The organism is Phytoactinopolyspora alkaliphila (assembly GCF_010550695.1).
Classification (GTDB): domain Bacteria; phylum Actinomycetota; class Actinomycetes; order Jiangellales; family Jiangellaceae; genus Phytoactinopolyspora; species Phytoactinopolyspora alkaliphila.
Map to the genome: position 1 here is coordinate 295,238 of NZ_JAAGOB010000001.1, position 12,183 is coordinate 307,420.

The window sequence follows — 12,183 nt, forward strand, 5'->3', positions numbered from 1 at the left end:
GCTCGGTTGCGCGGCCCGGACAGGCCAGTCTCGCTCTGGTCGCGTCCGGGCCTCAGCCCTTTCTCGTCAGCGTTGTCCGGTGGCGCGCCGCCGGTAGACGTGGGTGGCAAGCACTCCGAACACCACGAGGAACCCGGCCGACCAGACCAGCGTGGCGGTCACGGACTCCGCGACCGGGCCGCCGAGCAGCAGCCCACGGGAGGCCTCCATCGCGTGCGTCATGGGATTCACGTCGACCCACGCCTGCAACCAGCCGGGCATGGTTTCCTTCGGCGCCACCATGTCGGTGCCGAAGGTCAGCGGGAATATGCCCAGAAAGGCGACCGAGGTCACCACCGTCTCCTGCCGGATCGCCACGCCGATGAGCACGGTGAGCCAGCTCAGGCAGAACCCCAGCGTGATTCCGAGGGCGGACGCGCCGATCGCGGAGACCAGGCTGGTCTCCACCCGGAACCCCATCGCGTAAGCGACGGCGAAGACGGTGACCACGGCGACGACATAGCGGACCGCGTCGCCCAGCACCGAGCCGATCAGCGGCGCGGATCGGCTGATCGGCAGGCTGCGGAACCGGTCGAACACGCCCTTCTTGATGTCGATGCTGATATTGAGGCCGGTCGCGAGCAGACCGGCCAGCACCGTCGTCATGATCAGGATGCCGGGGAACACGTACTGCAAGTATTCGCTGGTGGAACCAGCGACGGCCCCGCCGAACAGGTAGACGAACATCAGCAGGAACACGACCGGCAGCAGGAGGGCGTCGATGAGTTCACCGGGGTTTCTCCGGGTCTTGACCAGGCTGCGGCGAGCCAGGATGAGACTGTGCCGGGCGTTGCGCCATGGGTCTGCCGGCCGGCCGGCGGTCTCCGTGCTGTGGTGCGTCGATGTCTCGATCATGCGGCTTCTCCTTCCTGTGTGCCGTTCTCCGCGGTCCGGCCGACCAGCGTGAGGAAGACCTCGTCGAGGCTGGGCAGGCGCAGCGACAGCTCCGCGGACTCGATCCCGGCTCGGTCAAGGTGACGCACGACGTCGGTGAACTGTGTGTCAGCGTCGACAGTGACGGTGAGGACCTCTCGGCTCGCCGTCCGCGGTTCGTGACCCGCTACGCCCCGCAGAATGGCGGCGACCTCGGCGATCCGGGACGACTGCTTGGGGCGGACGACGACGGTCTGCCGGCCGACCAGGCGCTTGAGCTCCGGTGGTGACCCCCGGGCGATCACCCGGCCTTGGTCGATCACCGAGATCTCGTCGGCCAGGGCATCGGCTTCCTCCATGTACTGCGTGGTCAGCAGGACGGTGTCGCCCCGGTCGGCGATGGACCTGACCATGCGCCACAGCTCCTCTCGCTTACCGGGGTCCAGCCCCGTGGTCGGCTCGTCGAGAAACACGACGCCGGGACGCCCGATCAGGCTCGCCGCCAGGTCGAGCCGCCGCCGCATACCGCCGGAGTACGTGCGCACCCGCAACGCGCCGGCGTCGGTGAGGTCGAACTCGTCCAGCAGCTCCCTGGCGCGTGCGGCCGCCTCGGCTTTCGGGGCATCCAGGAGCCGCCCGAACATCACCAGGTTCTCCTCTCCGGTGAGGTCCTCGTCCAGTGAGGCGAACTGGCCAGTCAGGCTGATCCGGCGGCGTACCTCGTCGGCGTCGCGGACGACATCGCGGCCGAGCACGCTCGCTCGTCCCGCGTCCGGCCGGAGCAGTGTGGCGAGAATCCGGATGACCGTGGTCTTTCCGGCCCCGTTCGGTCCGAGGACGCCATAGATCTGGCCGGGGCGCACGGCCAGATCGACGCCATCGACGGCGCGTGTCGAGCCGAACGTCTTGACCAGGCCCTCGGTCTCGATGGCGAGCGTCATCGCCGGTCTCCTTCCGTGGCGGGCGCGATGTTGTGGTTGGTGCGGAAGACGTTCGCCGGATCCCAGTCGCGCTTCAGTTCCGCCAGGCGGCGGTAGTTCTGCTCGGTGTAGGCGCTTCTCGTTCGTGCCGGATCACCGAGGAAGTTGAGGAACGATCCGCCCGTGGCGTGCGGGCGCACTTGGGAGATGAAGGTGTCGAGTGCGGCGCTGCCGGCCGCAAGCTGGTCGACGTCGCCCGCCATGGCCGTGGCGATGACGGAGAAGGGGGCGTCACGATGGCCGGCGGGTCCCGGTTCGCCGCTGGGCCGGGCCATGGCGCCACCCCAGTGGCGAAGCTCCACCGCTGCCACTGGTGCGTGCACGGTGCCGGCCATCGCGGAGAAGACCGTGTCGGGCAGGTCGTCGAGCAGCTCGAAACGCTGATCGACCGCGGCAGGCGGGTGTGGCGGTCCGCTCAGCGCGGCGCTCGCCTCGGCGAAGGCCAGCTCGCTCATGCCGTCGAGCAACGGTGGCCCGGCCACGTCGAGCAGCGCCGACAGGTGCTTGCGAGCCCGGCGGGCCTCGGCGAGGCAGAACGCGCGGACCCCCAGAACTGGGCGGCCCCGCACCGGCTCGGGCACCTGTGGCGCGTCGGGCATGCGCATCACCATCAGCGCGGTGCTGAGTTCGACCGGCTCGTCCAGCGCCCAGTCCCGGTAGTACGCCAGCACGTGGGCCGCGCGTTCGGCGTCGACGAAGGCCATGCCGGCGAGCACCTGGCTCACCGGGAAGAGACGGAACTCCAGGGACGTCACCACGCCGAAGTTTCCGCTCCCTCCGCGCAGCGCCCAGTGGAGGTCCGGGTGTTCTCGCGCGCTCACCTGGACGACCCGGCCGTCACTGGTGACGAGCTCGGCCCCTACCAGTGCGTCGGCGGCGAAACCGTGCGTGCGGGAGAGGAATCCGGCGCCGCCACCCAAGGTGTACCCGGTCACGCCGACGGAGAGCGTCCCAGACAACGGCGCCAGACCGAACGGCGCCGCTGCGGCGACGACGTCGGACCAGCGCGCGCCGGGGCCCGTGACGGCGGTGCGACCGGCCGGGTCCACCTCCACGGAGTTCATGCGCGCCGTCTTCAGCAGCAGCCCTCCATCGGCGGGGACGTAGGTTCCGTGCCCGGTGGACTGGACGGCGAACGGCAATCCGTGTTCCCGGGCGGTCACGACGGCACGCTGGATGTCGTCGGCGGTGGTGGCCTCGGCGACGACTGCGGGATAGGGATCGACGGTGCGATGCCAGGAGATCCGTTCCGCGTCATACCGGTCGTCTCCGGGCACGTGTACCGGTCCGTGGAACCCGGCGCGCAGCGTGTCGGCGGCTCGGGCGGTCGTGGACAAGCTCATGTCTAGTGCCTCCTGAAGGTTCGGCGCCTTGTGGTCCAGCGCCGTGGTTCTCGATGGTGCCGGCTGGAAGCGCTCTGCGTCGTCGCACGTGAGGAGGCATTCCGACGTACTGACGCGGGAGCAGCGGCCGGACGTACTACTCCCTGGGACGTAGCAAGGACTGTCTCCACGGGGAGGAGGCCTTGATGAGTCGCTGGCGTTTACGCTGTCTGCCATGGGTGTTCAGCGCGGTGTCAAGGCCTTCCTCGTGACCGGCTGGGCGTTGTCCGCGATCGGGATGGCCGCGGCCTATGCCCAGTGGCGCGCCTACGTGCGTGAGGTCGAAGAGCGTGCCGCCGAAGCCGAGCGGACCAGAGACGAGGCCGCGATGCGGCGGGCCGGCGAGGAGCGGCTGCGGATCGCCCGCGAGCTGCACGACTCTCTCACCCACAACATCTCCATCATCAAGGTCCAGGCCGGTGTCGCCGTTCACCTGGCGAACAAGCGCGGTGAACATGTCCCAGAGGCGCTCGTGGCCATTCAGGAAGCCAGCCGGGAGGCGGTGCGGGAATTGCGCGCCACGCTTGACGTGCTCAGGAGTGACGACGAGTCGACGAGCACGTTGCGGCGCCTCGATGAGCTGGTCGAACGAGCCCGCTCGGCCGGTGTACCGGTGGATGTCACCGTCACGGGGGACGGCCGCAGGCTGCCCGCCGATGTCGATCTCGCCGCGTACCGGATCATTCAGGAGGCGCTGACCAACGTGGCCCGGCATGCGGGGCCCGCGTCGGCGTCAGTGCTGGTGGGCTATGGCGACGACGAGCTGATCGTGCAGGTGGACGACGACGGCTCGGCCGCGGTCGAGAATCCGCCCTCACCGGGTGTGGGGCTGGCCGGAATGCGGGAGCGGGTGGATGCCCTGGGCGGGATGTTGTGCGCGGAGCCACGGCCGGCGGGCGGATTCCGGGTGCGGGCGAGACTACCCTTGTGCGCCGCGCCGTGACGGAGCAGGTGCGGATCGTGCTGGTGGACGACCAGCCGCTGATCAGAGGAGGCTTCCGGGCCCTGCTTGACGCCGAGGACGACCTCGTGGTGGTCGCGGAGGCGGCGAACGGGGAGGATGGTGTGGCGCTGATACGTCAGCACCGGCCGGATGTCGCGCTGATCGACATCCAGATGCCGGTGCTGACGGGCGTGGAGGCCACCCGGCAGATCGCCGGCGACCCAGCGCTGGGTGGAGTCCACGTGGTGATCCTGACGAACTACGGCATCGACGAGTACGTCTTCGAGGCGCTGCGAGCAGGTGCCAGCGGGTTTCTCGTCAAGGACATCGAGCCGGCCGACTTCCTGCGTGCTGTGCGTTCGGCCGCACGGGGTGACGCGCTGCTGTCGCCGGCCATCACCAGGAAGCTCATCAGTGAGTTCGTGGCCCGGCCGCCGGCGGCGCGGACCGCAGCCGGCCTGGAGGCGCTGACCAACCGGGAGCGCGAAGTTGTGGCGCTCGTCGCCCGGGGCATGAGCAACGAGGAGATCGCCGAATGCATGGTCATTAGTCCGCTGACCGCGAAGACGCACGTCAGCCGGGCGATGACGAAGCTAGCCGCCCGCGACCGCGCCCAGCTGGTCGTCTTCGCCTATGAGTCCGGACTGGTCGAACCCCGTGCCGGGAGATCCAGCCCGGCACAGTGATGGGCTGGACCGTCCCGGCCGGCGGCCCTGATTCGAGTCCAGCGTGGCAGGTTTCGGCAACTGCGCACGTCACGGACCGGATCGTGCCCCGGATCAGATGGGGCCGTCCAGGCGGTCGTCGCGATCGACGATCTCGGTGCGTCGTCCGCTGCGCATGGAGCTGACGATCATGGTCAAGATGATGCCTAGCGCACCTACGCCGGTGAGGATCCAGCCGATCATGCTGAGGTCGAAGTCGGAGAGGCGGTCGCGGACCCCGAGCGACAGAATCAATCCCACCGCGACGAGAAAGATGCCAAGACCGATGCCCATGTCGATTCCTCCCAGTAGTTGCCGTGTCTTGATCACGGTCAACGCCGCTCTTACCCCGGCTCGATGAGAACAAACCGCGTGGTCCGGCCTACGGGACGCCGTGCCGGAAGGTCACCGGGCGGGGACCGGGCGACGACGCCCGGATCAACGTGGCGCGAGGCTGTCGATGGCCGCGAGCTCGTCAGGGGAGAAGTCCAGCCGGCGCAGGGCCGCATGATTCTGTTCCAGCTGAGCCACCGAGCTGGCTCCGACGATCGCGGAGGACACGGTGGGCCGCCGCAACACCCACGCCAGGGCGAGTTGAGCCAGCGTCTGATGCCGGCTCGAGGCGATCTCGGCGAGCGCCCGCGCCTGTCGCAGGTACTCCTCGCTGATGGCACCGGCGTCGAGGAAGCGGCTGGTGGCCGCTCTGGAGCCGGCGGGGACATGTCCGTCCAGGTACCGGTCGGTCAGCATTCCCTGGGCCAGCGGGCTGAAGACGATGGCGCCCACGCCGAGCTCGTCGAGCGTGTCCGCCAGCCCGCTCTCGAGGCGGCGATCGAGCATCGAGTACTTGGGCTGGTGGATCAGGAGCGGGACACCCAAATCCTGGAGCGTGCGGGCGGCTTCGGTGCTCTGTTCGGGGGAATAGTTCGAGATCCCGGCGTAGAGCGCTTTGCCTTGCTGGACGGCAGTTGCCAGCGCGCCCATCGTCTCGGCGATCGGTGTCTCCGGATCCGGACGGTGGGAGTAGAAGATGTCGACGTAGTCGACGCCCAAGCGGGCGAGGCTCTGGTCCAGTGAGGCCAGAAGGTATTTCCGGGAGCCTCCGTCTCCGTACGGGCCCGGCCACATGTCGTAGCCGGCTTTTGACGAGATGAGGATCTCGTCCCGGTACGGCCGGAGATCCTGCTCGTATATCCGGCCGAAGTTGGTCTCTGCCGCGCCGTACGGAGGTCCGTAGTTATTGGCCAGATCGAAGTGGGTGATGCCCAGATCGAACGCACGGCGCACGATGTCGCGCTGGGCGTCGAGCGGGCGGTCGTCGCCGAAGTTGTGCCACAGGCCGAGCGAGAGAGCGGGCAAGCGCAGCCCGCTGTCACCCACGCGCCTGTACTCCATGTGGCCGTAACGACCGGTGTCGGGGGTGTAGATCATGATCTCCTGTCACGGGCGAGGTGTGGGCGTCCGATCCGGCGTCGTCGGAGTATTCCAGCGGGTGGCGTACCACGCGTCGACGGCCGCCATGATCATCAGTGCGGCACCGACCATGTGCAGACCGACGAGCAGCTCGGGCAGCTCCAGCCGGTACTGGACGACGCCGATCAGGCCCTGCCCGAGTTCCACCACGAACAGCACGAGCGCGGCCTGAGCGCTGCGGCCGGGCGAGCCGGCGGCTCGCGCCGCGAAGTAGAGGCCGAGGGTGAGACCCATCAGGATCAGGACCGCGTCGGCGTGGATCTGGGTGACGACGGCGACGTCGAGCCCGGTCCGCTTGGCGTCCGGGTCGCCCGCGTGCGGCCCGCTGCCGGTGACGACGGTGCCGAGGTAGACGGCGACGGCCGTGGCCACCAAGGTGAGGAGCCCGAGCCGCTCGAGCCAGGCATTGCCCACCCGTGGCGGCAACGCGCCCAGCGGCCGCTGGGCTCGCCGGACCAGGACGGTGGCCACGCCCACGAGGACGGCGGAGACAAGGAAGTGGAACATCACCACCCAGGGATTGAGGTCCGTCCATACGGTGATGCCGCCGACGAACGCCTGAGCGGGGATGACCGCCAGCAGGAAGACCGACGGAACCAGGAGATCCCTGCGCGGCCGTGCGGACGTGAATGTCCGGATCACGGCGAGGAGCATGGCCAAGGCCACGGCGCCGAGGACGAAGGTCAACAGCCGATTGCCGAACTCGATTGTTCCGTGGAGGCCCATCTCCGGTGTGGCAGTCAGAGAACCTTCGATGCAATGAGGCCAGTCCGGGCAGCCCAAACCGGAGTCGGTCAGCCGTACCGCTCCGCCGGTGACGATGATCCCCGACTGGGTGACGAGCGAGGCGTAGGCGAGCTTCCGGATCGCACCCTCCGAGGGAAGGGGCAGCCGCTGGAGACCGAACCGCGCCGTCCGCGGTGGCATAGCGGTGGGGCGGTCGGTCGTCGTCACCCGAATATCGTACGGCGCAGCCCCGGGCGCTACGCCGTCACTCCCAGCGGAACCATCGAGCGGCCGCGGCCATGCCGGCAGCGGCCCAGGCTGCCAGCACTCCCACCGCAGCCCACGGCACCCCGGCGCCGTCGGCCAGCACCGCCCGCAGGCCCTCCGCGAGCGCGCCAGTGGGCGTCGCCGCCAGCACGGGCTGGAGGCCGTCGGGAAACTGCGACAGAGGTATGACGGCGCCGCCCAGCACCAGGAGCAGCAGATAGACCAGGTTGGCGGCCGCCAGCGTGGCCTCGGCACGTAGCGTGCCGGCCATCAGCAGGCCGAGCCCGGCGAATGCGAGGGTCCCGGCGACGACGAGGATCACCACCGCGAACACCGACCCGTGGGGTCGCCAGCCGAGCGCCATGCCCAGCCCGCCCACCAGCAGCACCTGCAGCGCTTCGATCACGAGCATGGTCAGCGCCTTGGACAGCAGCAACGACCAGCGGGGGAGCGGAGCGGCGGCCAGCCGCTTGAGCACCCCGTAGCGGCGCTCGTATCCCGTGGCGATTGCCAGTGAGGTGAACGCGGTGGACATGACGGCGAGGGCGAGGATGCCCGGAACCAGGAAGTCGACGCGATCGTAGCCGTCGGTGTCGAAGACTGGAACCGCCGCGAGCAAGCCGAGGAGGAGGGCGGGAATGACAGCGGTGAGGAGTAGCTGCTCGCCGTTGCGCAGCAGCAGCCGGGTTTCGAACGCGGTCTGGGCGAGCAGCATGCGGGTGACGGGAGCTGCGCCGGGCGCCGGGGAGAACGTCATGCGTGCCGCCTCCCGGTGAGCTCGAGGAAGACGTCTTCGAGCGAGCGGCGCCCGATCTGCAGCTCCTCCGGCAGCACGTCGTGCGCGGCGCACCACGACGCGACCGTGGCCAGCAGTTGCGGGTTCACGGTACCGGCGACGAGATACCGTCCCGGCGCGGTCTCCCGCACCACCGCGTCCGGTGGCAGGGCGTCACCAAGCGTGGACAGGTTCAGCCGGGGCGGCCCGGTGAACTGGACCGTGGACTCGTCGCTGCTGGTGAGCTCGGCCGGGCTGCCGGTTGCCACCAGCCGGCCGTCGTCGATGATCGCGACCTGGTCCGCGATTCTCTCGGCCTCGTCGATCAGGTGAGTGGTGAGCACGACGGTGACGCCGTCGGCGCGCAACTGCGACAGCAGGTCCCAGATGGAGCGCCGCATGGCGGGATCCACTCCGGAGGTGGGCTCGTCGAGAAAGACGAGCTCCGGGCGGCCGACCAAGGCGCACGCGAGGGCAAGCCGCTGCCTCTCCCCACCGGACAGGCGCCGGACCGGGGTGCGCTCGGCATCGTGCAGGCCGAGCCATTCGATCAGCTGACCCGTCTCCAGGGGATGTGCGTACATCCGGGCCAGGTGGGTGAGCAGCTCACGTGGGCGTGCTCCCGGATACAGGCCCGCCCCTTCTTGCAGCATCACGCCCACCCGCGGGCGCAGCTCCCTAGCGTCGCGGTGCGGATCCAGACCGAGGACCCGAACGCTTCCTCCGTCCGGGCGCCGGTATCCCTCGCAGCATTCGACGGTGGTGGTCTTGCCGGCGCCGTTGGGCCCCAGGACAGCGGTGATGGCGCCCGGCGACACGACGAGGGAGAGCCCTGCCACGGCGGTGCGGCCTCCGTACCGCTTGACCAGGCCGTCGATCTCCACGGCGGGGGAAGAACTCACACGGCGAGTCTCGCACGCGTGTTCTCGCCGTACGCCTCCACCCATGCCAGAGTTCGGCGCGGTCACCGCGCGGTGGTCATGAGGGACCAGGCCTGCCGTACACGTCCCACACGTCACGCGGGATCTGGTCGATCACGTGGTGCATCAATTCGAGACGGGGGACGAGGGCTTCGGCCTCCAATCGTCCTTTGACGTAGGAGATCATGGCATCACCGTCGATGCGCCATGCCCATGTGCCGGTGTCCATCAGCATACGGACCATGTCGGGATGCAGCACGCGGAACGCGTAGTCGTGGTCGTCGCTCTTCACCTTGAACCGCGTCTCGAACTCAGGGTCGCCGATCTCGACGCCGCCGAATCCGAAGGTCCGGGCCAGCCGGCCGCCCAGCACGCCCTCGGCGCCCAGGGAAATGGCGGGCAACGCGGCAGGCAGGGTGATCACCCAGACGCCATACCGATGAGTGGTGGTGCTCGTGGTCTGGCCGGTGCTGGTGGTGGTCGTATACGAGTACTCGAACGCCACGAACGGACGCCGCCGATGTGTTCCCGAGATGGCACTGCGGGCCTTCGCGCGCTTCCAATGGCCCCGAAACGGCGCGCCGTGCCAGCGTCCGGCGAGCCCGTCCTGGCGCTCGTCCCACTCCCAGCCGTGTTCGGCCGCGAGCGCCTGCAGGTCCTCCGTGCGGCGCTTGTTCGCCCCGTGCGCCGCGATACCAACGGTGATCGCGACGGCGAGCCCTCCGGCGATCAGCAAGGCGACCATGCTCTCCATGTGCGTCCTCCATCCGGTTCGGGCCGGATCAGTGGCCCAGGACCCGGCGCGCGAGCCTACCGCAATACCGTTAGGCAAGCCTCGCCTGCGTGATCGATGCCACGACGTGGTCTGCGGGCAGGGATTTGTCTCGCGCCCGGAAAAAGAGCACGATGGTGTTGTGAAATACATGCATGCAGGATCTGCGGCGGCGGAGGACCACTCCGCCGTGCAGGATTCGCATGCGCGTACGCGTGAACGAGTCGCCCGGGCCATCCTGGAGAACGGCCCGTCCACAGCGGCGAAGCTCGGCGACCGGCTCGGCCTCACCCCGGCCGCCATCCGCCGGCATCTGGATGCGCTCTTGGCCGACGGCGTGATCGAGGCTCGTGAGGAACGTGTCTACGGACAGCGCGGGCGTGGCCGGCCGGCCAAGGTGTTCGTGCTGACCGACGCGGGCCGGGACGAGTTCGAGCAGGCGTATGACGATCTCGCCGTCGGAGCGCTGCAGTTTCTCGCCGACACCGGGGGAGACGAACTGGTCACGGCGTTCGCCCGGCAGCGCGTCGCCGACCTGGAGAAGCGGTATCGTCCCCTCGTCGAAGCTGCGGCACCAGGTGAGCGCACTGCTGCGCTCGCCGCCGCGCTGACCGGTGACGGGTACGCCGCTTCGGCGGCGCAATCGCCGGTCACCGACGGTGATCAGCTGTGCCAGCACCACTGCCCGGTGGCGCACGTCGCCGAGCAGTTTCCACAACTGTGCGAGGCCGAGACCGAGGTATTCGCGCGGCTGCTGGGCACCCACGTCCAGCGGATCGCGACGATCGCCCACGGCGACGACGTCTGCACCACACACGTGCCCCGAAGCACCGGAGAACCGGGGCCGCACACGGAAGACTCTGCGGAGAGGATCTCTTGATATGACCACTACAGCTCACCCGGAACTTGAGGGTCTGGGGCGTTACGAGTACGGCTGGGCCGACTCCGACGTCGCCGGTGCCACCGCGAAGCGCGGTCTGAACGAGAACGTCGTCCGGGAGATCTCTGCGCTGAAGAACGAGCCGGAGTGGATGCTCGACATCCGCCTCAAGGCCCTGAAGCTGTTCGAGAAGAAGCCGATGCCCAGCTGGGGCGCGGACCTTTCCACCATCGACTTCGAGAACATCAAGTACTTCGTCCGGTCCACCGAGAAGCAGGCCGCGTCGTGGGAGGACCTGCCGGACGACATCAAGAACACCTACGACAAGCTCGGCATCCCGGAGGCGGAGAAGCAGCGCTTGGTCTCCGGTGTCGCGGCGCAGTACGAGTCCGAGGTCGTGTACCACCAGATCCAGGAGGACCTGGAGAAGCAGGGTGTCATCTTCCTCGACACCGACACCGCGCTGCGCGAGTACCCCGAGCTGTTCAAGGAGTACTTCGCCTCGGTGATCCCGGCCGGGGATAACAAGTTTTCCGCGCTGAACACGGCCGTCTGGTCGGGCGGAAGCTTCATCTACGTGCCGAAGGGTGTGCATGTCGACATCCCGCTGCAGGCCTACTTCCGCATCAACACCGAGAACATGGGCCAGTTCGAGCGGACGCTGATCATCGTCGACGAGGATGCCTACGTCCACTACGTCGAGGGCTGCACCGCGCCGATCTACACGTCGGACTCGCTGCACAGCGCCGTTGTCGAGATCGTGGTGAAGAAGGGTGCACGCGCCCGGTACACCACCATCCAGAACTGGTCCAACAACGTGTACAACCTGGTGACGAAGCGGGCCACGGCGGCCGAAGGCGCCACCATGGAGTGGGTCGACGGCAACATCGGCTCGAAGATCACCATGAAGTACCCAGCCATCTACCTGATGGGCGAGCACGCCAAGGGCGAGACCCTCTCCCTGGCGTTCGCAGGCGAGGGCCAGCACCAGGACTCGGGCGCGAAGATGGTTCACATGGCTCCGCACACGTCCAGCTCCATCGTCTCCAAGTCGGTGGCCCGTGGCGGCGGCCGGACCTCGTACCGCGGCCTTGTCCAGGTCATGCCGCGCGCCACCACCAGCGCCAGCACGGTGCTGTGTGACGCGCTCCTGGTCGACTCCATCTCGCGGTCGGACACGTATCCGTACGTGGACATCCGCAACGACGACGTGTCGATGGGCCACGAGGCCACCGTGTCCAAGGTCAGTGAAGAGCAGCTGTTCTACCTGACCAGCCGCGGGATCCCGGAGGACGAGGCGATGGCCATGATCGTCCGCGGGTTCATCGAGCCGATCGCTCGCGAGCTGCCGATGGAGTACGCCCTCGAGTTGAACCGGCTGATCGAGCTGCAGATGGAAGGCGCGGTCGGCTGACCTACCCGCGCCGATCCTTCGTTCGAGCACATTCG

General features: G+C 68.5%; 12 protein-coding genes and 1 pseudogene. 4 read left to right on the forward strand and 9 right to left on the reverse strand.

Going from position 1 to position 12,183, the window contains the following annotated elements; genetic code table 11:
• Window positions 1–66: 66 nt before the first annotated feature.
• The 3 genes from G1H11_RS01205 to G1H11_RS01215 are packed head-to-tail and all read right to left on the reverse strand — an operon-like array spanning window position 67 to window position 3,235.
• Window positions 67–894, reverse strand: coding sequence for an ABC transporter permease (locus G1H11_RS01205; protein WP_163815252.1), 828 nt, complete (start codon window positions 892–894; stop codon window positions 67–69).
• Entirely contained in the window at window positions 891–1,853 is a 963-nt protein-coding gene (locus tag G1H11_RS01210) for an ATP-binding cassette domain-containing protein (protein WP_163815253.1), read from the reverse strand. The genes G1H11_RS01205 and G1H11_RS01210 overlap by 4 nt, the downstream gene beginning before the upstream one ends.
• On the reverse strand, window positions 1,850–3,235 hold the full coding sequence (locus G1H11_RS01215) for an FAD-binding oxidoreductase (RefSeq protein WP_163815255.1): 1,386 nt from the start codon (window positions 3,233–3,235) through the stop codon (window positions 1,850–1,852). Before G1H11_RS01215 ends, G1H11_RS01210 begins: the two co-directional genes overlap by 4 nt.
• A gap of 244 nt (window positions 3,236–3,479) precedes the next feature.
• Between G1H11_RS01215 and G1H11_RS01220 the strand changes: the two are divergent.
• Window positions 3,480–4,217, forward strand: a pseudogene (locus tag G1H11_RS01220) (sensor histidine kinase); the annotation flags it as partial.
• A complete protein-coding gene (locus tag G1H11_RS01225; RefSeq protein ID WP_163815259.1) occupies window positions 4,214–4,903 on the forward strand; it encodes a response regulator in 690 nt (229 codons plus the stop codon). The pseudogene G1H11_RS01220 and the gene G1H11_RS01225, both read left to right, overlap by 4 nt.
• A gap of 93 nt (window positions 4,904–4,996) precedes the next feature.
• Here the strand turns inward: G1H11_RS01225 and G1H11_RS01230 are convergent, their stop codons facing one another.
• The 6 genes from G1H11_RS01230 to G1H11_RS01255 form a co-directional block, all read right to left on the reverse strand.
• Window positions 4,997–5,215 carry a DUF6458 family protein gene (locus tag G1H11_RS01230; RefSeq protein ID WP_163815262.1) on the reverse strand — a complete coding sequence of 73 codons (219 nt, stop codon included), beginning with the start codon at window positions 5,213–5,215 and terminating at the stop codon, window positions 4,997–4,999.
• 144 nt (window positions 5,216–5,359) lie between these two features.
• A complete protein-coding gene (locus G1H11_RS01235; RefSeq protein WP_163815264.1) occupies window positions 5,360–6,352 on the reverse strand; it encodes an aldo/keto reductase in 993 nt (330 codons plus the stop codon).
• Between the two features lie 9 nt (window positions 6,353–6,361).
• Window positions 6,362–7,348: a COX15/CtaA family protein gene (locus tag G1H11_RS01240; protein WP_163815266.1), complete on the reverse strand. Its 987-nt coding sequence runs from the start codon at window positions 7,346–7,348 to the stop codon at window positions 6,362–6,364.
• 37 nt (window positions 7,349–7,385) lie between these two features.
• On the reverse strand, window positions 7,386–8,144 hold the full coding sequence (locus G1H11_RS01245; protein ID WP_163815268.1) for an ABC transporter permease: 759 nt from the start codon (window positions 8,142–8,144) through the stop codon (window positions 7,386–7,388).
• Window positions 8,141–9,064 (reverse strand): ATP-binding cassette domain-containing protein, encoded by a 924-nt coding sequence (locus G1H11_RS01250; RefSeq protein WP_163815270.1) that lies wholly within the window; start codon window positions 9,062–9,064, stop codon window positions 8,141–8,143. The genes G1H11_RS01245 and G1H11_RS01250 overlap by 4 nt, the downstream gene beginning before the upstream one ends.
• Before the next feature lie 76 nt (window positions 9,065–9,140).
• On the reverse strand, window positions 9,141–9,836 hold the full coding sequence (locus tag G1H11_RS01255) for a DUF3137 domain-containing protein (RefSeq protein ID WP_163815272.1): 696 nt from the start codon (window positions 9,834–9,836) through the stop codon (window positions 9,141–9,143).
• Between the two features lie 169 nt (window positions 9,837–10,005).
• Here G1H11_RS01255 and G1H11_RS01260 point away from each other — a divergent pair, with 169 nt between their 5' ends.
• On the forward strand, window positions 10,006–10,734 hold the full coding sequence (locus G1H11_RS01260; protein WP_163815895.1) for a helix-turn-helix transcriptional regulator: 729 nt from the start codon (window positions 10,006–10,008) through the stop codon (window positions 10,732–10,734).
• A gap of 1 nt (window position 10,735) precedes the next feature.
• Window positions 10,736–12,148, forward strand: coding sequence for a Fe-S cluster assembly protein SufB (gene sufB, locus G1H11_RS01265; RefSeq protein ID WP_163815274.1), 1,413 nt, complete (start codon window positions 10,736–10,738; stop codon window positions 12,146–12,148).
• Window positions 12,149–12,183 lie beyond the last annotated feature (35 nt).